Origin of the sequence: Bradyrhizobium sp. Mp19 (assembly GCF_029952935.1) — a bacterium.
Taxonomy (GTDB): domain Bacteria; phylum Pseudomonadota; class Alphaproteobacteria; order Rhizobiales; family Xanthobacteraceae; genus Bradyrhizobium; species Bradyrhizobium elkanii.
This window is the reverse complement of sequence record NZ_JASAUT010000022.1, coordinates 35,225-60,324: the sequence shown is the minus strand read 5'-3', so window position 1 is coordinate 60,324 and position 25,100 is coordinate 35,225. Positions and strand designations below refer to the sequence as shown.

General features: G+C 65.2%; 23 protein-coding genes. 11 read left to right on the top strand and 12 right to left on the bottom strand.

Annotation, left to right across the window (positions count from 1 at the left end; genetic code table 11):
- Positions 1–67: 67 nt before the first annotated feature.
- Both QJT82_RS23375 and QJT82_RS23370 read right to left on the bottom strand, forming a co-directional pair.
- The gene (locus tag QJT82_RS23375; protein WP_028341733.1) at positions 68–535 is read right to left on the bottom strand and encodes a nuclear transport factor 2 family protein; all 468 of its coding nucleotides are present in this window, start codon (positions 533–535) and stop codon (positions 68–70) included.
- A 24-nt stretch (positions 536–559) separates the two neighbouring features.
- Positions 560–1,363: an alpha/beta hydrolase gene (locus QJT82_RS23370; RefSeq protein WP_028341734.1), complete on the bottom strand. Its 804-nt coding sequence runs from the start codon at positions 1,361–1,363 to the stop codon at positions 560–562.
- Between the two features lie 229 nt (positions 1,364–1,592).
- Between QJT82_RS23370 and infC the strand changes: the two genes are divergently transcribed.
- The 3 genes from infC (at position 1,593) to rplT (ending at position 3,213) form a co-directional block, all read left to right on the top strand.
- Positions 1,593–2,132 (top strand): translation initiation factor IF-3, encoded by a 540-nt coding sequence (gene infC, locus QJT82_RS23365; RefSeq protein ID WP_026192043.1) that lies wholly within the window; start codon positions 1,593–1,595, stop codon positions 2,130–2,132.
- A 446-nt stretch (positions 2,133–2,578) separates the two neighbouring features.
- Positions 2,579–2,779, top strand: a complete 201-nt coding sequence (gene rpmI, locus QJT82_RS23360; RefSeq protein ID WP_008539890.1) for a 50S ribosomal protein L35 — start codon at positions 2,579–2,581, stop codon at positions 2,777–2,779.
- Positions 2,780–2,853: 74 nt separating this feature from the next.
- Positions 2,854–3,213 carry a 50S ribosomal protein L20 gene (gene rplT / locus QJT82_RS23355; RefSeq protein ID WP_018269297.1) on the top strand — a complete coding sequence of 120 codons (360 nt, stop codon included), beginning with the start codon at positions 2,854–2,856 and terminating at the stop codon, positions 3,211–3,213.
- 15 nt (positions 3,214–3,228) lie between these two features.
- Here rplT and QJT82_RS23350 read toward each other — a convergent pair whose 3' ends face one another.
- Positions 3,229–3,783, bottom strand: coding sequence for a hypothetical protein (locus QJT82_RS23350; RefSeq protein ID WP_338132186.1), 555 nt, complete (start codon positions 3,781–3,783; stop codon positions 3,229–3,231).
- 64 nt (positions 3,784–3,847) lie between these two features.
- Between QJT82_RS23350 and pheS the strand changes: the two genes are divergently transcribed.
- The 4 genes from pheS to QJT82_RS23330 all read left to right on the top strand — a co-directional run bounded on the left by pheS (position 3,848) and on the right by QJT82_RS23330 (position 9,475).
- Positions 3,848–4,930, top strand: coding sequence for a phenylalanine--tRNA ligase subunit alpha (pheS, locus tag QJT82_RS23345; RefSeq protein WP_028341736.1), 1,083 nt, complete (start codon positions 3,848–3,850; stop codon positions 4,928–4,930).
- 163 nt (positions 4,931–5,093) lie between these two features.
- A complete protein-coding gene (pheT, locus tag QJT82_RS23340) occupies positions 5,094–7,502 on the top strand; it encodes a phenylalanine--tRNA ligase subunit beta (RefSeq protein ID WP_028341737.1) in 2,409 nt (802 codons plus the stop codon).
- 216 nt (positions 7,503–7,718) lie between these two features.
- Complete coding sequence (locus tag QJT82_RS23335; RefSeq protein WP_028341738.1) at positions 7,719–8,495, top strand: sulfite exporter TauE/SafE family protein; 777 nt, start codon at positions 7,719–7,721, stop codon at positions 8,493–8,495.
- Between the two features lie 35 nt (positions 8,496–8,530).
- Positions 8,531–9,475: an MBL fold metallo-hydrolase gene (locus QJT82_RS23330; RefSeq protein ID WP_028341739.1), complete on the top strand. Its 945-nt coding sequence runs from the start codon at positions 8,531–8,533 to the stop codon at positions 9,473–9,475.
- A 310-nt stretch (positions 9,476–9,785) separates the two neighbouring features.
- Here QJT82_RS23330 and QJT82_RS23325 read toward each other — a convergent pair whose 3' ends face one another.
- Entirely contained in the window at positions 9,786–11,198 is a 1,413-nt protein-coding gene (locus QJT82_RS23325) for an NAD(P)/FAD-dependent oxidoreductase (RefSeq protein WP_028341740.1), read from the bottom strand.
- A gap of 198 nt (positions 11,199–11,396) precedes the next feature.
- Here QJT82_RS23325 and QJT82_RS23320 point away from each other — a divergent pair, with 198 nt between their 5' ends.
- On the top strand, positions 11,397–12,269 hold the full coding sequence (locus tag QJT82_RS23320) for a YiiX/YebB-like N1pC/P60 family cysteine hydrolase (protein ID WP_245288768.1): 873 nt from the start codon (positions 11,397–11,399) through the stop codon (positions 12,267–12,269).
- 127 nt (positions 12,270–12,396) lie between these two features.
- On the opposite strand, the gene QJT82_RS23315 is transcribed toward QJT82_RS23320, so the two are convergent.
- Both QJT82_RS23315 and QJT82_RS23310 read right to left on the bottom strand, forming a co-directional pair.
- Complete coding sequence (locus QJT82_RS23315) at positions 12,397–13,344, bottom strand: hydroxymethylglutaryl-CoA lyase (protein ID WP_028341741.1); 948 nt, start codon at positions 13,342–13,344, stop codon at positions 12,397–12,399.
- A 7-nt stretch (positions 13,345–13,351) separates the two neighbouring features.
- Positions 13,352–14,521: a CoA transferase gene (locus QJT82_RS23310; RefSeq protein WP_035631891.1), complete on the bottom strand. Its 1,170-nt coding sequence runs from the start codon at positions 14,519–14,521 to the stop codon at positions 13,352–13,354.
- Between the two features lie 171 nt (positions 14,522–14,692).
- On the opposite strand from QJT82_RS23310, the gene QJT82_RS23305 reads away from it, so the two are divergent.
- The 3 genes from QJT82_RS23305 (at position 14,693) to QJT82_RS23295 (ending at position 18,239) form a co-directional block, all read left to right on the top strand.
- Positions 14,693–15,616, top strand: a complete 924-nt coding sequence (locus QJT82_RS23305) for a LysR family transcriptional regulator (RefSeq protein ID WP_028341743.1) — start codon at positions 14,693–14,695, stop codon at positions 15,614–15,616.
- Between the two features lie 253 nt (positions 15,617–15,869).
- On the top strand, positions 15,870–17,282 hold the full coding sequence (locus QJT82_RS23300; protein WP_028341744.1) for an MFS transporter: 1,413 nt from the start codon (positions 15,870–15,872) through the stop codon (positions 17,280–17,282).
- 204 nt (positions 17,283–17,486) lie between these two features.
- Positions 17,487–18,239: a sulfate transporter family protein gene (locus QJT82_RS23295; RefSeq protein ID WP_028341745.1), complete on the top strand. Its 753-nt coding sequence runs from the start codon at positions 17,487–17,489 to the stop codon at positions 18,237–18,239.
- Here QJT82_RS23295 and QJT82_RS23290 read toward each other — a convergent pair.
- From QJT82_RS23290 to nth, 6 genes are all read right to left on the bottom strand, one after another.
- Positions 18,236–19,795, bottom strand: a complete 1,560-nt coding sequence (locus tag QJT82_RS23290; RefSeq protein ID WP_210199788.1) for a DHA2 family efflux MFS transporter permease subunit — start codon at positions 19,793–19,795, stop codon at positions 18,236–18,238. The genes QJT82_RS23295 and QJT82_RS23290 overlap by 4 nt on opposite strands.
- On the bottom strand, positions 19,792–20,304 hold the full coding sequence (locus QJT82_RS23285) for an isoprenylcysteine carboxylmethyltransferase family protein (protein WP_028341746.1): 513 nt from the start codon (positions 20,302–20,304) through the stop codon (positions 19,792–19,794). The genes QJT82_RS23290 and QJT82_RS23285 overlap by 4 nt, the downstream gene beginning before the upstream one ends.
- On the bottom strand, positions 20,301–21,353 hold the full coding sequence (locus tag QJT82_RS23280; RefSeq protein ID WP_028341747.1) for a type III polyketide synthase: 1,053 nt from the start codon (positions 21,351–21,353) through the stop codon (positions 20,301–20,303). The genes QJT82_RS23285 and QJT82_RS23280 overlap by 4 nt, the downstream gene beginning before the upstream one ends.
- Before the next feature lie 140 nt (positions 21,354–21,493).
- Positions 21,494–23,122: an MFS transporter gene (locus QJT82_RS23275; protein ID WP_028341748.1), complete on the bottom strand. Its 1,629-nt coding sequence runs from the start codon at positions 23,120–23,122 to the stop codon at positions 21,494–21,496.
- A complete protein-coding gene (locus QJT82_RS23270; protein WP_028341749.1) occupies positions 23,109–24,242 on the bottom strand; it encodes an HlyD family secretion protein in 1,134 nt (377 codons plus the stop codon). Before QJT82_RS23270 ends, QJT82_RS23275 begins: the two co-directional genes overlap by 14 nt.
- A 66-nt stretch (positions 24,243–24,308) precedes the next feature.
- Entirely contained in the window at positions 24,309–25,094 is a 786-nt protein-coding gene (nth, locus tag QJT82_RS23265) for an endonuclease III (RefSeq protein WP_028341750.1), read from the bottom strand.
- Positions 25,095–25,100: the final 6 nt, after the last annotated feature.

The following is a 25,100-nucleotide window of genomic DNA, read 5'->3' as shown; positions in this document are numbered from 1 at the left end:
TGAACCCGGAATCTCGCGCCAACACTTCTGGATTCCGGGTTCGCGCTTCGCGCGCCCCGGAATGACGTCAAACCAGATGCCGCTGCATCTCCGGCCGCGCTTTCAGCTCCGCGCCCTGCTTGCCGACGATCTTGGCGATGCGCTCCGGCGCGAAGTTCAAATCGACGAAGGCCGGCGCGGTGTTGGCGACCTCATGGTACTCCGTGATCTTGCCGTCACGCAGCCGCATGATCGCGACACCCTCGAACATCGCGCGGGCCCCCTTGGCTTCCGGCAAGGTCGAGCGGTAGCTGAACGTGTAGCGCGCGTAGAGCGTTGCGCCGTCACTGACGGGATCGTGCATCACCCAGCGGAAATCGGTCGCAGTGCGGTAGAACCAGTCGTCGATCATCTCGGCGATTTTGCCGTGGCCCTTGAAGGCACCGTAGAACACATCGTGATAGACGCCGTCCTCGGTGAAGAGACTTGCAAAGGCCTTGCCGTTGCGCTGCTCGACCGCGTCGCAGAACGCACGCAGCATTGTTGTCGTGTCCATGGCTTCTCTCCCTGAGCGGAAAGCTTAGCCGACCTCCGCCACCGCGGCGATGATCCGGGCGATGTCCGGGGGACGCGACAGGCGGTGGTCGCCGTCCTGGATCATGGTCAGCACGACGTCCTCGGCCGGCAGGCGGTGTACCAGCGCGAAGGCATGCTTCCACGGCACGTCGGGATCCTGCGCGCCCTGCAGGATGCGCACCGGGCAACCGACGTCGATCTTGCTGCCGAGCAGCAGGTGGTTGCGGCCCTCCTCGATCAGGTTGCGGGTGATCGGATAGGGCGTGCCGTCGCCATATTCGGACGGACGCAGCCACATGCCATTGGCCTCGATCTCGGCGCGGACCTCCGGCGAGAAGGCCTTCCACATCAGCTCCTCGGTGAAGTCGGGTGCCGGCGCGATCAGCACGAGGCCGGCGAGCGAAGCACTGCCGCCGCCGGCATTGGCCCGTTTGGCGATCTCACGCGCAAGCAGCAGCGCCATCCAGCCGCCCATCGAGGACCCGATCACGACCTGCGGCCCGCTGCAGAACTGCGAGAACACGGCCACGCTCTCCTCGAGCCAGCGGCCGATGGTGCCGTCGGCGAACTCGCCGCCGGATTCGCCGTGGCCGGAATAGTCGAACCTGACCGAGCTGCGGCCGTGCTCGGCCGCCCACGCATCGAGCGTGAGCGCCTTGGTGCCGGCCATGTCGGACTTGAAGCCGCCGAGCCAGAAAAGGCCGGGATTGCTGCCGGCACGGGCCCGCACCGCGATCCGGCGCGCCTCACTGCCCTCACCGACCTCGATGAAGGCAGGTTCCTGTTCCGATGCGGCGGTTTGGCTCATGGTTCGGTCACTCGCGTGTCAGAGATCTGCTTTTCAATTGTCGCGCGGCACCGGTCAACGGCTGCAAGCCCCGCCTTGCGGAGCAGACGCGCCCGCTATATGTGCCGGGCGTGGCCAAAATGCCTCGCAATTGGCGGTTTTGCCGCTTAAAGAAGCGAGTTCGCTTGCCCGTCGCAGCATCTTGCTTCAAAATATCCGCCTTCCCTTTCACAACTTTGGAGAGTTACCCATTCGCCGTCCCAATAGAGCCCCGCCCACAGTCGCCAAAGAAGGGCCGCGCACCAATGACGAGATTCGCAACGCACAGATCCAGCTGATCGATGCGGAGGGTGTCAATCAGGGCACCGTCGAAACCATGGTGGCCATCAAGATGGCCATGGAAGCCGGCATGGATCTCGTCGAGATTTCGCCGAATACCAGCCCTCCCGTCTGCAAGATCATGGACTACGGGAAGTACAAGTATTCCGCGCAGAAGAAGGCTGCCGAAGCTCGCAAGAAGCAGAAGGTCGTCGAGATCAAGGAGATCAAGCTCCGCCCGATGATCGATGATCACGACTACGACGTGAAGATGCGCGCGATGCAGCGCTTCTTCGAGGAAGGCGACAAGGTCAAGATCACCTTGCGCTACCGCGGTCGTGAGATGGCGCACCAGGAGATCGGCACCAAGCTGTTGGACAAGGTGAAGGCCGACGTCGCCGAATTCGCCAAGGTCGAGCAGGACGCGAAGTTCGAGGGCCGCCAGGTCGTGATGGTGCTGGCGCCGCGCTAGTTCGAATTTGTCGCTTTGTTGAAATGAAATGGCCCGTCAGGCGATCTGGCGGGCTGTTTCGTATCTCGGGCGCCCCTTATGGCGCGGTGGTGCCAACCTCCCCTTGAAAAGGGGAGGTCGATTTGCTCGCCAGAGCAAAGCGGGTGGGGATCTACTCTCTCCACGAGCAGCGACGCCGCGGCCGACCCCCATCCCGGCCTTCCCCCTTTCAGGGGGAAGGGGAAGACCGTTCCGCCCGGTTCCCCGCCTGAAACGTTGCAAAACCGCCGATCCTCTGTCATAAGCCGGGCCTTCGCCGCCCGGCTGATCAAGGGCTGCCGTGGCGACGGTTCGTGCAGGTTCTTTCAATTCGGAAAAAACCTTAGCACTTTCAACGCTCTAACGAGCATTTTAGCCGGCCGGACGCCCCTCGGGGCGATTTTCGTGCTGTGCGACAGGAGAGCCAAATGCCCAAGTTGAAGACCAAGTCGGGCGCTAAAAAGCGCTTCAAGGTGACTGCCACTGGCAAAGTCATGCACGCCCAGCGCGGCAAGCGCCACGGCATGATCAAGCGGACGAAGAAGCAGATCCGTCAGCTGCGCGGCACCCGCGTGCTGTTCAAGACCGACGGCGACAACGTCAAGAAGTACTTCTTGCCGAACGCCTGATCGCACCGATCGCTTGAACCCTCGCCGCGACTGCGCGGCGCCCCGTCACCTCTTCCAGATCAAGGATTTCCGTCATGTCTCGCGTCAAACGCGGTGTGACCGCTCACGCCAAGCACAAGAAAGTCTACAAGGCCGCCAAGGGCTATTACGGCCGCCGCAAGAACACCATCCGCGTCGCCAAGCAGGCCGTCGAAAAGGCCGGCCAGTACGCCTTCCGCGACCGCAAGCGCAAGAAGCGCACCTTCCGCGCGCTCTGGATCCAGCGCATCAACGCCGCGGTCCGTCCGTTCGGCATGACCTACAGCGTGTTTATCAACGGCCTGTCCAAGTCGGGCGTCGTCGTCGACCGCAAGGTGTTGTCGGATCTCGCGATCCACGAGCCGGTTGCGTTCCAGGCGATCGCCGAGAAGGCCAAGGCCGCGCTGGCCGCCTGATCCTGGCGGGCGGCCCTAACGCGATTTGGGGCCCGCCTTCAGCGCCTTCTGCGAATAGCGCTGGGCGACGATCGCCCGGCAGAACGCGGTGAACGAGCGGTACATGGTGCCGCTTTCGTTGTCGTATTTGTGGTCGCAGCGCTTGAGCTGGCCGGCATAGGCCTTCTTCTGCGACGCTCCGAGGCCGGACAGGAAGTCCCCCTCGCACCTCTTCTCGACCACGGCGCCGAACTGGACGTCTCCGCTGGCGCCGTATTCGCACGCCTCGAAGATCTTCATCGCGCGGTTGCAGCTCGGCGCCTTCTGAAGCTCCGCGATGATGTCGTCCATCTGGGTCGATTTGGCGGGGCATTCCTCGGTCGCGGCATGCACCGCGGTGAGCATCAACAGCACCGCCGGCACAGCCAGGCAAGATCGCAGCAACATCGCGTGGGCCTCCTTGAACTCCCCCTTGGGTAGCCCGGCCTCCGCGCGGGGTTCAATGCTGCCGGCCATCGGCCCGAAATGATCGGCTTTTTGCTTGACGTTACCGCCTTCGGGCGGCGACAACCCAGCCGAATTTTGGCGCATGGTACCGGTTCGGGTAGCGGTACTTCCCACCAGATCATGCTCCGCTCAAGCGCAGGAATTGACCGTGTCCGACCTCGCAACGCTCGAACAATCCATCCTCGACCAGATCGCCTCAGCCGCTGACGAGGCCGCCCTCGAGGCGGTCCGCGTCTCGGCGCTCGGCAAGAAGGGCTCGATCTCGGCACTCCTTGCGACCCTTGGAAAAATGTCGCCGGAGGAGCGCAAGACCGAAGGCGCCAAGATCAACCTCGCCAAGGATGCGGTGACGCAGGCGCTCGCGGCCAAGCGCGACGTGCTGAAAGCGGCCGCGCTTGATGCGCGCCTCGCCGCCGAGACCATCGACGTCACGCTGCCGCTGCGCGAGGCGCCGGCGGAGACCGGCCGCATCCATCCGCTGAGCCAGGTCTGGGACGAGCTCACCACGATCTTCGCCGACATGGGCTTTGCGGTCGCCGAAGGTCCCGACATCGAGACCGACGACTACAACTTCACCAAGCTGAACTTCCCGATCGGCCATCCGGCGCGCGAGATGCACGACACCTTCTTCTTCAACCCGAAGGAGGACGGCTCGCGCATGCTGCTGCGGACCCACACCTCGCCGGTGCAGGTGCGCACCATGCTGACCCAGCAGCCGCCGATCCGCGTGATCTGCCCGGGCCGCACCTATCGCATCGATTCCGACGCGACGCACACGCCGCAGTTCCATCAGGTGGAGGGCCTCGTGATCGACAAGGGCTCGCATCTCGGCCACCTCAAATGGATCCTGCACGAATTCTGCAAGGCGTTCTTCGAGGTCGACCACATCAACATGCGGTTCCGGCCGTCGTTCTTCCCGTTCACCGAGCCGTCGCTCGAGGTCGACATCCAGTGCCGCCGCGACAAGGGCGAGATCCGCTTCGGCGAGGGCGAGGACTGGCTGGAGATTCTCGGCTGCGGCATGGTGCACCCCAACGTGCTGCGCGCCTGCGGCCTCGATCCCGACGTTTACCAGGGTTTTGCCTGGGGCATGGGCATCGACCGCATCGCGATGCTGAAATACGGCATCGCCGACCTGCGCCAATTGTTCGACAGCGACGTGCGCTGGCTCAACCACTACGGCTTCAAGCCGCTCGACATCCCGTCGATCGCGGGAGGGCTGAGTACGTGAGTCAGGTTCTCCTTGACCTACGTCGCGCTCTCTCCGACAGCGCGACGTCTTTCCGAGCAAGTGGCTTGCCCCTCTCCCCAACCCTCCCCCGCAAGGGGAGAGGAAGCCCTACCGCCGTCGCAAGCACGCTAGTCAACACCAACAAGAACCGAGGCATGCAGCCGTGAAGTTCACCCTCTCCTGGCTGAAGGAACATCTCGAGACCGACGAGCCGCTCGACAAGCTCGCCGACAAGCTCACCATGATCGGGCTCGAGGTCGAGAGCATCGAGGACAAGGCGAAGGCGCTCGCGCCGTTCACCATCGCGCGCGTGATCTCGGCCGAGCAGCATCCGAATGCGGACCGGCTGCGCGTCTGCATGGTCGACACCGGCGACGGGGCTGAGCCGGTGCAGGTGGTGTGTGGCGCGCCGAATGCGCGAGCCGGGCTGATCAGCGTATTCTCGCCGCCCGGCACCTATATCCCTGGCAAGAACATCACGCTCGGCGTCGGTACCATCCGCGGCGTCGAGAGCCGCGGCATGCTGTGCTCGGCGGCGGAATTGCAGATCTCGGAAGACCACGACGGCATCATGGAGCTGCCGGCGGACGCGCCGCTCGGCAAGGGCTATGCCGACTGGGCCGGGCTCGGCGATCCCACCATCGAGATCAATTTGACGCCGAACCGGCAGGACTGCACCGGCGTGCACGGCATCGCGCGCGATCTGTCCGCCGCCGACATGGGCAAGTTCAAAGACCCCGGCATCAGGCCGATCAAGGGCGAATTCCCCTGCCCGGTCCAGGTCAAGGTGGAAGACGCGACGCTCTGCCCGGGCTTCGCGCTGCGGCTGGTGCGCGGCGTGAAGAACGGCCCGTCGCCGGAATGGCTGCAGAAGCGGCTGACTTCGATCGGGCTGCGTCCGATCAACGCGCTGGTCGACATCACCAACTTCATGACCTACGACCGCGCCCGCCCGCTGCACGTGTTCGACGCCAAGAAGGTGCAGGGCAACCTCACCGTCCGCCGCGCCAAGGACGGCGAGACGCTGCTCGCGCTCGACGGCCGCACCTACACGCTCGACAGCAACATCTGCGTCATCGCTGACGAGCACGGCGTCGAATCGCTCGCCGGCATCATGGGCGGCGAGGCCTCGGGCTGCGACGACAACACCACCGATGTGCTGATCGAATCGGCGCTGTGGAACGAGATCAACATCGCGCAGACCGGCCGCAAGCTCGGCATCAATTCGGACGCGCGCTATCGCTTCGAGCGTGGCGTCGATCCGGCCTTCATGGTGCCCGGGCTCGAGCTCGCGACCAAGCTGGTGCTGGAGCTGTGCGGCGGCACGCCGTCCGAGAACGTCGTGGTCGGCAAGCAGTTCGGCGAGGATCGCGTCATCGACTTCCCGCTCAGTGAAGTGAAGCGCCTCGCCGGCATCGAGGTGCCGCTGGTCGAGGTGAAGCTGATCCTCACCCGGCTCGGCTTCATGCTGGCCGGCAACGGCCCCGTGGTGAAGATCGCGATCCCGTCCTGGCGCACCGACGTGCACGGCAAGGCCGACATCGTCGAGGAGATCGTGCGCATCGTCGGCGTCGACAAGGTGCCGATGACGCCGTTCGAGCGCGGCGAGGAGCCGCGCAAGCCGGTGCTGACGCCGATGCAGCTGCGCACCCGCCGCGCCAAGCGCGCGCTCGGCGTGCGCGGCATGGTGGAAGCCGTGACCTGGTCGTTCATCACCAATGACGCGGCAAAACTGTTCGGCGGCGGCCAGAGCGAGCTCGTGCTCGCCAACCCGATCGCGGCCGATCTCTCCGACATGCGGCCGAGCCTGCTGCCCGGCCTCGTCGCGGCGGTTCAGGCCAACATCAACCGCGGCTATCCTGACGTGGCGCTGTTCGAGGTCGGCCAGGTGTTCCGCGGCGACCGCCCGGAGGACCAGCTGGTCGCCGCCTCCGGCGTGCGCCATGGCTTCGCCTCGTCGAAGGGGATCGGACGGCATTGGGCCGGCTCGGCCGTGACGGATGCGATGGATGCCAAGGCCGACGCCTTCGCCGTGCTGGCGGCCGCCGGCGCGCCGATGCAGGCGCTGCAGATCGTCCCCGGCGGCCCGGCTTGGCTGCATCCGGGGCGCTCCGGAACCATCCAGATCGGCCCGCAGAATGTGCTCGGCACTTTCGGCGAGCTGCATCCGCGCGCGGCCGAGGCGCTCGGCGCCGACGGCCCGATGATTGTGTTCGAGGTGATCCTCGAGCGCATCCCGCAAGGCAAGCAGCGGGCGACGCGCGCCAAGCCGGTGCTGGAACTCTCGGCATTCCAGCCGGTGTCGCGCGACTTCGCCTTCATCGTCGATCGCAGCGTCAAGGCGGGCGACATCGTCCGCGCGGCACAGAATGTCGACAAGAAGCTGATCACTGATGTGACCGTGTTCGACGTCTACGAAGGCAAGGGCATCGATCCCGACAAGAAGTCGATCGCGATCGCGGTAACGATCCAGCCGCGCGAGAAGACCATGACCGACCAAGAGATCGACGCGGTCGCGGCCAAGGTCGTCGCCGAGGTGACCAAGAAGACCGGCGGCACGCTGCGCGGGTGATGTGAACCACAGGCGGTCCATTGCACCGTCACCCTGAGGAGGCCGCGTAGCGGCCGTCTCGAAGGGTCGACGGCCTCGCCTGTGGCCGTGCATCCTTCGAGGCTCGCTCTGCTCGCACCTCCAGCGACAAAGGCGAAGCCTTTGCGCGGGGATGACGGGTCTGAGTGGGGGCGCTTTGAGTTTGCCAGCCAGCTAGCTGAATCTCGTTATCCTTTCATGACCTCCTTCAGCCTGATCCCCTCCGACATCTCGACCAGCATCGCGCTCGCGATCTGTGCGATCGCCTTCGTGTCGGGGACGGCGCGCGGCTTCTCCGGCTTCGGCTCGGCGCTGATCTTCATGCCGCTCGCGAGCAGCGTCGCGGCGCCGCGGCTGGTGGCGGCGCTGCTGCTGATCATCGACTTCATCGCCGCCACGCCGCTGCTGCCGAACGCCTGGACCCACGCCGACCGCAAGGCGACGGCGGTCATGGTCGCCGGCGCGCTGGTCGGCGTTCCCATCGGCACCTATTTCCTGACCGTGCTGGAGCCCGTCACCACGCGCTGGATCATCTCCTGCTTTGTCGCGGCGCTGCTCGCACTGCTGCTGTCGGGCTGGCGCTATCACGGCAAGGAGCACGTCGCTCTCTCCGTCGGCGTCGGCGGTCTCTCCGGCTTCTGCAGCGGCCTCGCGCAGACCGGCGGCCCGCCGATCGTCGCCTACTGGCTGGGCCGCCCGATCTCGTCGGTGATCTCGCGCGCCAATATCGTGCTGTTCTTCGGCGCCTCGGATTTCTTCTCGCTGGTCAGCTACTGGTTCACCGGCCTGATCACGATCGAATCGGTCAAGTTCTCGCTGATCGTCGGCCCGATCTACGGTATCGGCGTCTGGTTCGGCGCCGCGCTGTTCGGCAAGGCGAGCGAAAAGGTGTTTCGCGCGATCTGCTACGCGCTGATCGCCGCGGCCGTCATCGTCGGCCTGCCGGCGCTTGATGGCATCTTGCGCGGCGGCTAGGGTCGCAGCACTCAAAAGAGACCAGGGAGACACCGATGATCGATCGGCGCAATGCATTGAAACTGGCGCTCGGAAGCGCCGCCGTGCTCGCAGCGCCTCACGTGCGCGCGCAAACCGACAAGGCGCGGACCCGCATCGTGTTCCTCGGCACCAAGGGCGGGCCGCGCGTCGGCATCGGCGCTTCGAACCCCGCCAATCTCGTCGTCGTCAATGATACCCCGTTCGTGATCGATTGCGGCATGGGCGTCAGCCGCCAGCTTGTGCGCGCGGGCGTGCCGATCCCGCAGGTCAAGTACATCTTCATCAGCCATCATCATTCCGATCACAATCTGGAATACGGCAATCTGTTCTACAACGCCTGGGCGGCCGGCCTCTCGACACCGATCCATTCGTTCGGCCCCAAGGGCATCGAGGCGATGACCAAGGAATATTGGGAGCTGAACAAGTTCGACGTCGAGACCCGGATCGAGGACGAAGGCCGACCCGATCCCCGAAAGCTGCTGATCGCGAAAGACATCAGCGACGACGGCGTGGTGCTGAAGACGTCGGATGTCACCGTGACCGCGTTCCGCACGCCGCATCCACCGATCACGGATAACTTCGCCTACAAGTTCGAGACGCCGGACGGCACCATCGTGTTCTCCAGCGACACCGCCTACAACCCGAAGCTCGCCGAGTTTGCCAAGGGCGCCGACGTGCTGGTGCACGAATGTCTCTACGTCCCCGCGGTCGATCGCCTGGTCGCCACGACCAAGAACGGCGCCACGCTGAAGAAGCATCTGCTCGACAGCCACACCTCGACCGAGGACGTCGGCCGCATCGCAGCCGCCGCCGGCGTGAAGACGCTGGTGCTCAGCCACTTCGTCCCCGGCGACGATCGGCAGGTCACCGACGATGACTGGACGAGGGACGTGAAGAAGAACTATTCCGGCCGCATCGTGGTGGCCAAGGATCTGATGGAGCTGAAGCTGCCGGTGTGAGGGGACACTCTCTCCCAAGTCGTCATTCCGGCGTGTGCGAAGCACGAACCCGGAATCCATCGGGTCGTGTCGCGAGAGTGCGGATGTATGCCTCAAGTGGCGCCAAAAATTCGCTGTCGTCCCGGGCAAGCGAAGCGCGACCCGGGACCCATAACCACGGGCCGTCATTGTTTGCACGATGCTGGGGCCGCAGCTCAGTCCTACAACACAACCCTGTGGTTATGGGTCCCTGCTTTCGCAGGGACGACATCTGCTATGCGGCACTCCTCTGCCCGCACATCCAGTAGCGATGCCTGATCTTCCTCAGCCGTCAATTCATCGCCCCGGAGCGAGGCGACGTGCGGCGCTTGTGTTTTGCTGCGGGCGCTGCGGGCGCCGGTGTCGCTTCCTTCACCCCGCCGATCCTGCGCAGCGCGGCATCGGCGGCGCGCTCGCCGCTGTCCCAGGCGCCGTCGATCGTGCCCCACAGCGTTTCATGGGTGGCCTCGCCCGCGAGATACATGGCGCCGATCGGCTCGGTCAGGATCCGGCGTGAGAATTGTGCGCCGGGTGCAGCGGCCGACATCGCGCCGAGGATGAAGGGCTGTGCATTCCAGCGCGTCGCGCTGGTCTTCTTCACGGCGGCGCCGACCTCGCTGCCATAGAGCTTGGTCAGCCATTCCACCGCGAAAGCCGCCATCGCCTTCTCGCCCTGCGCGGACAGGTCGCGGCCGAACGAACCCGCAACGTCGATTGTGCACAGCGAGGAGCCCGCGATATTGCCGTAGAGCAGCGCCGTCTTGGTGGAGTTGCTCTGCTCGATGATGACGTCGTCGCGCGACAGCCCGAGCGGATTGCCGGGAATCTGCAATGCGATGCGATCGTAGCTGCCGAGGCTGAGCTTGGCGGCGGCATCGAGCGCGCGCTTCGGAAGCTCCGGCGCGAACTTGATGTTGCCGCTCGCAAGCACGTTGCTCGACACGGTGACGATGGCGGCGCGCGCAGTAATCTTGCCGGAGGGCGTCTCGACCATCACGTCGCGATTGCTCCACAGGATGCGCTGCGCCGGCGTCGACAGCGCCAGCGGCAGTCCCTCGCCGAGCTTTGCGATCAGCGCGCCGAGCCCCTGCCGGCAGGCGATCGCGGTGTTGCGATCCTGCGCGCGCACCTTGTCGACGGCGGAAAGATCCTTCAGATCCTTGCCGCAGAAATTGGGCCCGAGCAGGAATTCCGCGGTGCCGGCCCAATCGCCGAGGTCCTTCGGCATGACCGCGGCGCAGGCGACATCGGCCTTGCGGGCAGCGTCGTCGATGGCGCGGTTGGCGCGCACCAGCGCCGCCAAAAACTCCTCGGTCTCGCCGGGGCGGGCATAGCGCCGGCCGATCCGGATCTTCTGGCCCGCGGGCGCCGTGACGATGTCGAGGACTGCGGAGCGGGCCAGCCGGATCATCGGATTGGTTTCGGGATTGTGCATCCAGCGCGCGCCGCGGTCGAACGGCACGCCGAATGTCGATGCGTCGGTCTGGCAGCGACCGCCGAGCTGGCCGGCCGCCTCCACCACGATCACCTTGCGGTTCGCGGCAACGATCCGTCGCGCCGCGGCGATGCCTGCGGCACCCGCGCCGATCACGACGATGTCGGCCTCGCGCGGCGGCGGCTGCGCAGCAAGCACCCGGCCGCCCAGCGCAGGCACCAGCGCGAAAACTGCGGACGCCGACAGGAAATCGCGGCGGGTCACTGGCATGACATAGCTTCTGGCATGGTTTCCGGGAGCTTGCGGAGAACGGGAACGCTTCGCGAACTGTGCCGCATCTCACCGACCGCAGCAACCATCATGGTAAATCAATCATGATTGATCCGCCGATGGCATGAACTAAATTGCAACGGCTTGCGACCATGATTAAGTCAGCACAAGCGGTCGTAGAACCGCTGGGGGGAATCCATGGGCGTAATGCTCGATACCGTCGGTAAATGGATCGCGGGGTACCTTCAAAAAGAAGTTCCCGGTTACGAGCCGTTCACGCCGAGCGACCCGGACCATCTGCGGAGCATCATGCAGCCCGGCGACGTGCTGCTGGTCGAAGGCAACAACCGGATTTCCGGCATCATCAAATACCTCACGCAATCGACCTGGTCGCACGCCGCGCTGTTTGTCGGACCGATCGACGGCGCGTTCGAGCCTGACGGCGAACAGCATGTGCTGATCGAGGCCAATATCGGCGAAGGCGTGACCTCCGCGCCGCTGTCGAAATATCTCGCCTACCACACCCGCCTCTGCCGTCCGGTCGGACTGTCGTTCGAGGACCGCACCACGGTGTGCCGCTACGCCATCAACCGCATCGGCTTCGGCTACGACACCAAGAACATCGTCGATCTCGCGCGCTATCTGTTTCCGCTGCCGATCCCGCAGCGCTGGCGTCGCCGCATGATCGCGTTCGGCTCCGGCGATCCGACCAAGATCATCTGCTCGGCGCTGATCGCGCAGGCGTTCGACGCCGTGCGCTATCCGATCCTGCCCAAGATCACGCGCGCTGCCAGCCGCAAGGCGCGTCGCGACATCCTGCATATCCGCGATTCCTCGCTTTACATGCCGCGCGACTTCGACATCTCGCCCTATTTCGAAGTCGTCAAACCCACTATCGTGCACGGTTTCGACTACACGGCCCTGCACTGGGCCGACAAGCAGAAGCCGCTCCAGGAGGTAGCCGGCGAATTCGGTGTGTTTCCAAAATCGCCGCCGCTCGTTCCTGAAGCGACTGACGAAGCGGCGACGCTTCCGGCTGCGGAAATGACCGTGAACACTGCCCCGGTGTGAGGGTTCACGCGGCAACGGGCATGAGCTTCGTAGCCCGGATGGAGCGCAGCGCAATCCGGGGCCTCGCACCCGCGGACAGGGCTTCCCGGATTTCGCTTCGCTCCATCCGGGCTACGCAATGAGTACGCTACGCCGCCCTCGCCTTGGTGCCGCGCGGCAGGCCGGCGCGGGCGAGGCCGCCATAGAGCGCCTCGTTCGGCATCTCGGATTTGAGGATCGCGCGCACCTCGACCAGGCGATCGAGATCGATGCCGGTCGGAAATCCCTTGCTCTCGCAGAGGAAGACGAGGTCCTCGAACACGACATTGCCGGTGGCGCCCGGCGCAAACGGGCAGCCGCCGAGGCCGCCGAGCGAGCCGTCGAGCACGCGGGCGCCCTCGTCGAGCGCGGCGGAGGCATTGGCGATGCCCATGCCGCGGGTGTCGTGCAGATGGACGCAGACCGGCTTGGAGCCTGCGATCTTCACCGCGCCCCGCGTCAGCTCGCCGACCTGCTTCGGCCCGGCATAGCCGACCGTATCCGCAATCGCGACCATGTCGACGCCGACCTCGTAGAGCTTCTCGGTGAGGCGCAGCACCTCCTTCGGATCGACGGGACCGACGATCGAGCAGCCCAGTCCCATCGAGATCGCGGCGTTGACCAGCGGCTTATGCGCGCTGGCGTCGCGCAGCTCGCAGAGCCGCTTGATGTTCTCGATCGCCGATTCGCGCGAGCGGTTGGCGTTGGCCTGGCTGTGCTCCTCGGTCGCCGACACCACCGAGGCGATCTCGGCGACGCCGGAGGCCAGCGCCTCGTTGACGCCGCGCTCATTCAGCGCCAGCGCGACGCCGTGCGCGCCGGGCAGCGCGGCAATGGTGGCGACCACGTCGCGGACATCGACGAATTGCGGGAAGGTCTTGGCCGGCAGGAACGAGCCGACCTCGAAATGCCGGACGCCGGCGGCATATTCATCGCGCACCCAGCGCGCTTTCGCCGCGGTCGACGGGAACGTCTTCACCAGCTGCAGGCCGTCGCGCAGGCCGACCTCGCGCAGGCTCACCTTGTCGCTCGGATAGATATCGTGGACGCGGGTCATGTCAGCCTCACGCAGCGTTTCCGGTTGATGAAATTGTCTGTTGTGCAAGCTCGGCGCGCACCGCATCGGTATCGGCGCCCAGCACCGGCACTTTCAGGCCTTCGCCGATATTGCTGCCGTTCCATTCGAGCGGCAGCGCGGGGACGCGGAACGGCTTGCCGTCGGCGTTCACGTTGTTGACCAGACCGCCGGGACGCAGCACATGCGGATCCCCGAGCAGATCCTCCGGCCGGTTGATCGGCGAGAAGCAGATGTTGAGCGCATCGAGCCTCGCCGAGAGGTCCGCCACGTTCCAGCCCTTGATCACGGCGGCGACGCGCGGAATGATCCGGTCGCGCGCCATGATGCGGTCCGTGGTCGAGCGCAGCGTTGGATCGTCGGCGAACTCCGTGAGGCCGAACTCGCGGCAGAAGCTCTGCCAATGACCTTCGGTGACGACACCGATGAAGATGCGATCGCCGCCGGCGGCATCGAAGATGTCGTAGATCGGCCAGGCATGCTCGCGCTCTGGCATCGAGCGCGGCTTGCGCCCGGTCATCTCGTACTCGACCATGTGCTGGGCGACCAGGAACAGACAGTTCTCGAACAGGCCGATGCGGATGTCGGCGCCATCAGCCTTGCCGCCACGCTTCTGATAGAGCGCGGCGAGGATCGAGATCACCCCGAACATGCCACCCATGATGTCGTTGGCGGAGGAGCCGACGCGCTGCGGCTTGTCGCGCGTGCCGGTCATCGCCGCGAGCCCGGACATCATCTGCACGACCTCGTCGAGCGCCGGCCGATGATCGTAGGGACCGGACAGAAAGCCCTTGTGGCCGGCGATGATCAGCTGCGGATATTTTTGGCGCAGCTCCTCGGCGCCGAGCCCCTGCTTGTCGAGCTGGCCGTCGCGAAAATTCTCCAGGAACACGTCGGCGCTGGCGAGCAGCCGGTGCATGGTGTCGCGGTCCTCGGGCTTGGCGAAGTCGAGCACGACGCTGCGCTTGCCGCGGTTGAACAGCGGAAAGAACGAGACTCCCATGCCGCCGAGCGAACGGGTCTTGTCGCCAGCGGGCGGTTCGACCTTGATCACCTCGGCGCCGAGTTGCGCCAGGATCATGCCGCAGGTCGGCCCCATCACCATGTGGGTCATCTCGACGACCCTCACGCCTTCCAGCGGCAGTCCGCTCCCGGTCATCGGTTTCTCCGTGCTCGTTGCGCTCTTGGTCTGACGCGTTTTCTTCATGCGAACCGGTACCCGCTTCGCTCGAAAACGCTTTGTGATCGGCGCAGGTTAGGCTTCCGCACGCTATCTGAAAAATATAATCTGTCGAATAGTGTATTCGTGGTTCTAGAACGCTGAACCCTCATGGATTCGCGCCAGCTTCGCTATTTCATCGCGGTTTACGAGCAGCGCAACCTGTCGCGGGCGGCGGACCAGGCCAATGTCGCGCAATCCGCGCTCAGCCACCACATCGCCAATCTCGAGGCGGAATTCGCCACGCCGCTATTCGAGCGCAAGCCGCGCGGCATGGAACCAACCGCGGCGGGCGAGCGGCTCTATGAACATACCCGCATCATCCTGCGCGCGATGGCGGCGGCCGAGCGCGAGATCAAGGAAGGCGCCAGCGTGATCGCCGGCGATATCTCGATCGGCATGGCCAATTCCGGGATGAAGGCGATCGGCGTGCCGCTGATGCGGACCGTGCTGACGAAATATCCGAACCTGAAGCTGTCGCTGACCGAGAGTCTCTCCGGCGCGACGCTGCTGCATCTGCTGAGTTCCGAGGTCGACCTCGCACTGGTCTACAATCCGCCGTCGGAAAAGGACCTGATCGCCGAGCCGGTACTGGAGGAACAGATGTTCTGCGTCGGCACCGAAAAGCTGATCGGCAAGAAAACGCCAATCACCTTCGAGGAGGTGACGCGGCTGCCCCTGATCCTGTTGCGGTACGGACTATCGGCGCGCGCACTGCCGGATGATCCCGTGCTGCTGAAGCGGCTCGAGGCCAATGCAATCATGCACCTCAACTCGACCAGCGGCATGATCGGTGCGCTGACCGCGGGTTTGGGCTGCACGATCGCGACCACCCATTTCGTCAGCGAGCCGTTGAAGGCGCGATCGCTGGTCGCGCGCGAAGTCATCGAACCCAAACTGACCCGCACGCTCTATCTTTGCCGCTTGCGCAACCGCCCGATGACCTACGTCATGGAGGAGATGTGCCGCCTGATCCGCGCCCTGATCGCAGACCAGGTGGGCCGCGGCGCCTGGGAGGCGACGCTTCTGATCTGAATGCATGACTCAGTGGTTGCATAACAGGTTCAGTGTCGTCTCTGCCTAGTGCGCAATTGCGCACTGGGCAGGGACGACAGTTGAACAAGCCGTTTGACGGGTGAATCAAAGCAACCCTTCCCCCTGAGTTCGAAAATATCGAACGATCCCTTCGATATGTTCGTCTGGATTTCTGGCTCCCGGCTGCCAAACATGCGCGACCGGCCCGCCTTCGCAAGAGGGGCGGCCGTTGCACCATTCGGGGAGGACCATCATGAGCGCCGTCGAACTCGGCTCGGTCGCCGATCTCGCCAACACGACAAGCGGACCCGACCAGATTTCGCGACGGCTCGAGGCGCTGCCCACCTCCTTCTATGTCTGGCGGCTGGTGATCCTGCTCTCGCTCGGCGGCTGCTTCGAAATCTACGATCTGTTCTTCACAGGCTATATCGCGCCGGGCCTCGCCCGCAGCGGGTTGATGACCACGACGACGCAGGCGTTCTTCGGCTTCTCCGGCATCGGCGCCTTCGTCGCGGCGACCTTCGCCGGGCTGTTCATCGGCACCTTCTGCCTCGGCTTCCTCGCCGATCGTTTCGGGCGCAAGGCGGTCTTCACCTGGTCGCTGCTGTTCTACAGCGCAGCATCGGTGATCATGGCGTGCCAGACCACACCCGGCGGCCTGCTGCTGTGGCGCTTCATCGCCGGGATCGGGATCGGCATCGAGGTCATCACGATCGACGCCTACATCACCGAGCTGGTGCCGAGCTGGATGCGCGGCCGGGCCTTTGCGATCAACCAGGCGGTGATGCTGTCCGCGGTGCCTGTTGTCGCCGCGCTGTCGTGGTGGCTGGTGCCGCTCTCGCCTCACGGCATCGACGGCTGGCGCTGGGTGGTGCTGATTGGCGCCGCCGCCAGCATGATCATCTGGGTGTTGCGGCTCTACGTTCCGGAAAGCCCGCTCTGGCTGGCCCGCCATGGCCGCGCTGCCGAGGCCGAGAGGATCATGCGGACGCTCGAGGCCGCAGCGCCGACGGCTGCGCCGCGTCCTGCTCCCGCGGTCGTAACCGCACCAGTTCGTGCGCTGGTCGAGACCGGCTATGCTGACCTGTTCAGGCCCCCCTACGTCTCGCTGGTCGTGCTGTTCATGATCTTCAATCTCTGCCAGGCGTTCGGCGTCTACGGCTTCTCCAACTGGGTGCCGGCGCTGCTGGTGCAAAAGGGCATCAACGTCACCAAGAGCCTGCAATATTCCTTCATCATCGCCTTCGCCTATCCGCTCGCGCCGCTCCTGGCCGCAACCTTCGCCGACCGCTTCGAGCGCAAATGGATCATCTGCGGCGCGGCCGCGGCGATCTCGGTATTCGGCCTCGCCTTCTCGCAGCTCACCGAGCCGGTGCTGCTGATCGCCAGCGGCGTGCTGGTGACGGGCGCCAACATGACGCTGTCCTACGCCTATCATGCCTACCAGACCGAGGTGTTCCCGACCGCGATCCGGGCGCGCGCCGCGGGCCTCGTCTATTCGATGAGCCGGCTCAGCGCGACTTTCTCCGGCTTCATCGTGGCGTTCATGCTGAAGGAGGCCGGCGTCGGCGGGGTATTCGGCCTGATCACCGCGGCGATGGTCATCGTGATCATTGCTATCGGTGTCTGGGGGCCGAACGTCCGCGGCAGGCCGCTCGACGCCTAAAGCATGATCCGGAAAAGTGCGAAGCGGTTTTCCGAAAAGATCATGCGCAAACAAGGAGCTAAAGCGCGATGGCAATTCAACCTAATCTCATCGCGCTTTAGAGCCTTTCGCTCGAAACGCTCGCACCGCGGCACAAACGGCACTTGCCGAAGCCATATTGGGTGTCTACCTCTCGCGGGTCATGTGTGCAGAGGTAACCCAGTCATGTTAGCCGCCGCCGTCAAGGCGCTTTCGCAAATCCTGTCGCCGCCGATGCGCTCGATCCTGTGGCGCTCGATCGGGCTTGCGCTGGTGCTGATCACCGTGCTGGCAATCGGATTGCAGCGGCTGCTGAGCTGGTTTGCCGACACCGGCGAGGTCTGGGCCGAAGGCATGCTTGGCCCTAACTTCCATTCCACGCTGCACGTGCTGTCCTGGATCGTCTCGATCTCGGCGGGCCTTGGCGTCGTGCTCGGTGGCATCTTCCTGATGCCCGCGATCACCTCGCTGGTGGCGAGCCTGTTTGTCGACGACGTCGCCGACCATGTCGAGCGCGAGCATTATCCGGCCGACCATCCCGGCACGGCGCTGCCGGTCACGCTCGCGACGATCGAGGGCGTCAAGACCGCGCTGCTGACGATCCTGGTCTACCTCGTCGCGCTGCCGTTCGTGTTGTTCGCGGGCGCAGGCTTCATCATCTTCTTCATCGCGACGGCCTGGCTGCTCGGCCGCGAATATTTCGAGCTTGCGGCGATGCGGTTCCGCTCGCCTGATGACGCCAAGGCGATGCGCAAGGAGAACGCGGCGACGGTCTTTACCGCGGGCCTGTTCATCGCCGCCTTCGTCTCGATCCCGATCGTCAATCTGGCGACGCCGCTGTTCGGCATGGCCTTCATGGTGCACATGTACAAGCGGCTGTCGGGCCCGCGGCGCGAGCTGATCGAGCCGGCGCGGCGAACCAATGTGTCCTCGGTCTAGGTGGTATCCGGCAGCGATGCCGATACCCGATCGCTTGCGAATGGCACGAGCAGCAGTCCGACGATCGCCACGCAGGCGAGCATCGCCCATGCCTCGTTGACGGTGAGTGCGAGCGACGCCCGTTCGACCAACGGCCGGATGAACGCCACCGTCGCGTCGTCCGGCAGACCCGGCGGACGGTCGATCAGCAACTTCGGATCGAGCCCGATCGCCTGCGCCGCGGTGACATCCCCTGCCAGCAGGCGCACGCGGAAATCCTCGCCATAGATTGGGCTTCGCCCGTAGAGGATGGTATCGATCAGGGCGATCCCGATCGCGCCGCCCAGATTACGCATCAGGTTGAACAGTCCGCTGGCGTCGGCAATGTCCGCCTCCGGAAGGGCACCCAGCGCAATGCGCGTCGGTGGCAGCAGGCAGAACATGATCGCGGCGCCGCGCACGACCTGCGGCCAAAACATCTCGCCAAAATCCGCCGTGCGCGGTTGAAAGGCGCTCCAGCCGAGGCCAAGCGCGAACAAGGCGAAGCCCGCGCCGGTCAACCGCCGCGCGCCGACGCGGCTTTCGAGGACCGCCGCAAGCGGCGCCGCGACGAGCTGCGCAACTCCCGTGACCAGCATGATGGTGCCGATCTCGAAGGCGTCATGGCGGCGGACGAAACCGAGGAATACCGGCATCAGATAGGTCGATCCATACAGGCCAATGCCGAGGCAAAAGCTCAGTGCGCAACCGATCGCGAACGGACGCCGCTTGAAAAGCGTCAATTGCGCGATCGGATAGGCTGTGCGGAGCGTGCGTCGGATCAGCAGCGCGATCCCGGCAATGCTTCCGATCAGCAGGCCGAGGCAAGGCATCGAGGCCCAACCGCGTTGCGGCGCTTCCTTCAGACCGATCATGAAGCTTGCGAGCGTCGCCGCGAGCAGGACCAGCGACCATTTATCCAGTCTGGAGAACGCCCGAAGCTGCACGCCTTCCCTCGGAAGCAGCAACGGCGTGACCGCGGCTGCCACCGTTCCCAGAACCACATTGATCAGGAACAACCACGGCCACGACCAGGTCTGCGTGATCCAGCCACCGACGACGGGTCCGACGGTCGGCGCGAGCACCGCGACGACGCCGCCGATCGTGGTGGCCACCGCATGAAGCCGCGCCGGGAACAGCGTGAACACGGCGGAGAACACTGCGGGGATCAGGACGCCGCCGGAAAATCCCTGCAGCACGCGAAATGCCAGCAGCGCGGCAAAGCCGTCGCTGAGGGCGCAGCCGACCGACGCGACGGTGAACAGGCTCACGGCAAGCGCGAACAGCCATCGTAACGACAGCGCATGCGTGAACAGGCCGGTCAGTGGGATCGCGATCACTTCCGCGATCAGATAGGCGGTCTGGATCCAGCTCATCGCCGCCGGCGAGATCGCAAGCGCGCGCTGGATCGTCGGCAACGAGGTTGCGACGACCTGGATGTCGAGAATCGCCATGAACATGCCGAAGCACATCAAGAGGAAGCCGGCCCAGGTCGCAGCCGATGGGCTGTCGGCTCGGTGATCCGCCAGGTCGCTCATGGCGCGCTTGTGCGTGGCCAGTCGGAAACGGAGAGCGCGCGGTTCTCGACCCGAATCCGGAGCGCAAGCACCGCGAGATTGAGGAGGGTGAAGATCAGCGCCAATCGCGGCAGGTGCAGCGTGAGGGGTAGCAGCGCGATTTCACCGACCACGACGGCGTAGTTTGGATGCGGGAAATATCGGTACGGCCCGGATGCGACCAGCGGCGCGCCCGGCAGCACGACGATTCGCGTGGTCCATCGCGGCCCGAGCGCGGCGAGGATCCACACCCGCAAGCCTTGCAGCACCAGAAAACCCGCCAGCGCGGCCAGATTGACGTCCTGGTCGCGGCCCCAGATCCACAGCGCGGTCAGCCAGCCGGCGTGAACCAGGACAATGAGCGGGTAGTGACTGGCGCCGACCTCGACCGCGCCTCGTGCGAGAAGCCGCTCCGTGTTGCGACGTGACAGCACAAGCTCGCCGAGACGCTGCAGCGTGACCAGAGCGAGGATGACCGACGCGAAGCTCACGCCGCGTGCCTGAGCGCAACGCAGCTGAGCGTGAAGCCCGGCCCGAGCGCCGTGAGCAGCGAGCGCCGCGGCAATCCCTTGGCGCAGGCACGCTCGAGAACAAAGAGAACCGTCGGGCCCGACATGTTGCCGCAAGCCGCGATGACGTCGCGTTCGTGATCGAGCGTGCCCTGATCGAGCGCGAGTGCCCGCTCCAGCGCGGCGATGACCTTGGCGCCGCCGGGATGGCAGAGGAAGCGGTCAACGTCATCGGCCGTCAGCTGCATCCGCGCGAGGATCTCGGCAACGGCCGGCCCAACATGGTCGCGGACGAAATCCGGAATGGTTCGCTGAAAGACCACGCCGAATCCTTCCGGATCGACCGTCCAGCCCATGATGTCGAGCGTATCCGGCCACAGCTTTTCACCCGTCGCCTCGATCCGCGTCGCACCACCGTCCCCGGCGCGCAGCACGATCGCGGCCGCGCCATCGCCGAACAGGCTGGCCGCAACGATATTTGCCTTGGTGAGCTCGTCGTGCCGGACCGCGAGCGTGCAGAGTTCGAGCGCAACCAGCAGCACATTCGCTCCCGGCCGCGCTTCGGCCAGCCGCGCCGCGATCGACAGGCCAGACACACCGCCCGCGCAGCCGAGGCCGAACACCGGCACGCGCGACACATCCGTCCGCAGAGCGAGCTTGCCGGCGACGCGCGCCTCCAACGACGGCGTGGCTATGCCGGTCGAGCAGACCGTGACCACGATATCGATATCCCTGCCGGTCAGGTCGGCGCGCGCAATCGCCTTGCGGGCCACGTCGACGTACAGCGTCTCCGCGCCTTCGAGGAACGCCAGCGTTCGCTCCGGCCAGCCGCGCCGTTCGAGATACCATTCGATCGGCTTGACGCCGTAGCGATGCTGTATGCCGGTGTTGGCGAACAGGCTGGAGAGCGTCTCGAATTCGGCATAGCGGTCGGCGAGGAGGTTACGCGCGGCCTGCAGGACCTGTCCCTGATGGAATAGATGCGGTGGAACCGCCGTCGCCAGGGAAACAAGCGCGGCCGTCTGCTTCATCTCGATCATCGTGGCTCCATTTCCCCCGCTCTTGGAACCGCGCGATGAGCAAAATATTTCAACACGCCTGCGACATAGCGCGAGCGCCGCATTCACTATAAATTGACCCGGCGCCGATATCCGCGCCGCCGCTTCGCAAATCAGGAAGCGGTGGCGCCCAGCCTGCGCATCGCGCTCTTCACCAAGCCGAGCGGCGCCGGCGACAACGGGCCCTGCGGCGCGCGCGTGATGAAGGCGACCAGGACCAGCGCCAGGATCGCGAGCCAGAAGCACAGCCAGAAGCCGTCGATATAGGCGAGCGTGTTGGCCTCGCGCTGGACCAGCGCCGCCAGCGTGCCGACGGCGCGCCCCGTCGCGGTCCCGATGCCGTCGCCGGAAAATTCACCTGCCAGCCGCTTGAGCAGGTTCACGACGTCGATATTGCCGTTCTGCACATGCTGTCCGAGATAGTTGGAATGGATCTGCTCGCGGACGCGCAGCCAGGTCCCCATCAGCGCGACGCCGATCTCGGCGCCGCCGAGGCGCATGATCTGGATATAGGCCGCGAACGCCGTCGCCCGCGACGGATCGGAATTCGACAGCGCCATGATGATGATCGGCAGCAGCGTGAACGCCTGACCGATCGACGTGAGCAGGACGATGCCGACAAAGTCCTCGCGCGCCCAGACATGGCTCAGCTGCGTGCCCCAGAGATTGGCGGCCGCGAACGCCGAGAAGCCGAGCACCACGACGATGCGCGGATCGAGGTGGCGCAGCAGCAGAATCGAGATCGGCACCAGCACGAACATCGGCAGCGCGCCGTAGGTGAACAGCAGCACGCCCGACTGCTCCGGCCGCAGCGCGCCGACGGTGCCGAGGAAGTTCGGCACCAGCGACGAATTCGACAGGCTGGTCAGCGTGTACAGCAGGATGACGACCAGCGAGAGCCCGATGTTGCGCGAGAACAGCACGTTGAAATGCGCCCACGGCCGGCGCGCGACCATTTCGTTGATCATGAAGGCGACGATCAACAGCCCGCCGCCGATCAAGAGCGCCATCACCGTGCCTGACGAGAGCCAGTCCAGCCGGTTGCCCTGATCGAGCCCGGCATAGACCATCGACACCCCGGCGCCGAGCAGCAGCATGCCGCCCCAATCGGCATGGTGCAGCAGGTCGCGATTGACGGGTTCTTTCGGCGTGCCGAGATACACCATCAGCCCCATCAGCGGCGCGATCACCACGCCCTGCCAATACAGCCACTGCCAGCCGAGATGCTCGACATAGAAACCGACCAGCGAGCTCGACGAGTCGAGCGCGAAGCCGACGCGGATCGAGTACATCGCGATCGCCGGCAGCCACCATCGGATGGGCAAATTGCGCAGGATGATCATCAGCGTCGCCGGCACGAAGGTGCCGAGCAGCATGCCGTGGGCAATGCTGAGCGCGATCAGCGTCGTGTAGTCGCGCACGAACGGGATGGTCAGCGAGACCACCGCATAGACCAGGCTCGGAATGCCGAGCACACGGCGCAGGCCGAACACGGTGGCAAGCCAGGCCACCGCTGGCGCGACGAAGATCTGCGAGCCGATCGCAGCCGTCGAGAGCCAGGCGCCCTCGTCGAAGCTGAGCGAGAACGCACCGCGCAAATCGGGCAGGCCGACCGAGGTCAGGCGGCTGTCGAAATTCGCCAGGAACGCGCCGAGCAGCACGGCGGCGACCGCGAACAGCGGATAGCGCGCGACATCGCCGCGCGAGACCGGACCACGGTCGCGGTCGTCACTTTCCGCCATTGGCGACCGCCTCGCCGGTGTCGATCCGCGTGACGACCGACATGCCCGGCAGCAGGCGCTCGAGCAATGGCTGGCCCTTGTCGAACTGGATACGCACCGGAATGCGCTGCACCACCTTGGTGAAATTGCCGGTGGCGTTGTCGGGCGGCAGCAGCGCGAATTGCGATCCGCTCGCCGGCGCGATGCGCTCGACGACGCCGCGCAGCTTCTGGCCGGCGAATGTGTCCACGGTGACCTCGACCGGCTGGCCCGGCTTGACGTTGGTCAGCTGGGTTTCCTTGTAGTTGGCGATCACATAGACGTTGGGCAGCGGCACGACGTTGATCAGATTGGCGCCGACGTTGACGTAGTCGCCCGGCTGCACCTGGCGCTCGCCGGTGACGCCGTCGAACGGCGCGACGATCTTCGTATATCCAAGCTTGAGCTTGGCCGATGCCAGCAACGCCTTGGCGGCGTCGAGGTCGGCGGCACGCTGCTTCTTGGTACCCTGCAAGACCTCGAGCTGATGGCGCTGCGCCGCAATCACAGCGCGGCTGGCGCGCACGTCGGCCTCCGCCTTGGCGTAGGATGCGGTCGCCTGTTCGAGCCGCTGCCGCGTGCCGGCGTCGGTTTGCGACAACGACTGCTGACGCTCTTCCTCCTGGCGTGCCAGAGTCTGCTGCGCCTCCGCGGACAACCGTGCGGCCTCGGCCTGCGCGATGGTCGCATATTGCAGCTCGACCTGGTTGTTGAGGTTGTCGAGCACGGCCTGCGCACCGACCACGCCGGCCTCGGCCTGCGCCACCTGCGCCTGATAATCGGCCGGATCGATCTGCACCAGGAGATCGCCGGCCTTGACGCGCTGGAAATCGGAGACGGCGACGGTGAGCACCTCGCCGGACACGCGGCTGGAGAGCTGGGTCAATTCGGCGCGCACATAGGCATCATTGGTGGTCTGGATCGTGGCGCTGCCGACCCAGGCATCCCAGCGACTGGTCGCCACCGCGACGAACACCAGCGCGATGAGCACGGCAAACAGCGGAATCGCAAAACGGCCCCAGAAGCCGCTTGCTACTGATCGCGGCTTGGCAGGCGCCGTCTGGCTGGCGGGCGACGGACCATCTTGAACCTGCTCGGCCACACCAAACTCCTCAAGCACGCGCCCAAACGCCGGACGAACCTATTAGCACATGATGACGATCATGCCTCAGACGGTCTTCTCCGGCCACCGGCAGAGATCATTGATCAGACATACATCGCAACGTGGACCGCGGGCGAGGCAGGTGTAGCGGCCATGCAGGATCAGCCAGTGATGGGCGTGCAGCATGAACTCGGTCGGGATCACCTTCTCCAATCCCAGCTCGACCTCGAGCGGCGTCTTGCCGGGCGCGAGCCCGGTGCGATTGCCGACGCGAAACACATGGGTGTCGACCGCCATCGTGTGCTCGCCGAATGCCATGTTGAGCACGACATTCGCGGTCTTGCGGCCGGCACCGGGCAGCGATTCGATCTCGGCGCGCGTGCGTGGCACCTCGCCGCCGAACTCGGCGATCAGCTTCTGCGAGAGCGCGATGACGTTCTTCGCCTTGTTGCGATAGAGCCCGATGGTCTTGATGTAGTCGCGCACCCTGTCTTCGCCGAGCTCAAGCATCTTCTCCGGCGTGTCGGCGACCGCGAACAGCGCCCGCGTCGCCTTGTTGACGCCGGCATCGGTCGCCTGCGCCGACAGCACCACCGCAACCAGCAGCGTGTAGGGGTTGAGGTGCTCGAGTTCGCCCTTCGGCTCGGGATTGGCTTTGCGGAACCGATCGAACGCCTCGTAGACCTCCTCCGATGTCCATGGCTTCGGCTTTACGGTTCGCTTGGCGGCCTTCTTGGCCGGCTTCTTTGCCCCGCGTTTGGGCAGCAGCCTTGCCGCTTTTGCGGCTTTCTTCTTCGGTGCGGAGCGAACGCTTGACGTGCTGGCGCGTTGAGAGCGAATGATTTTGGCCATGAACCG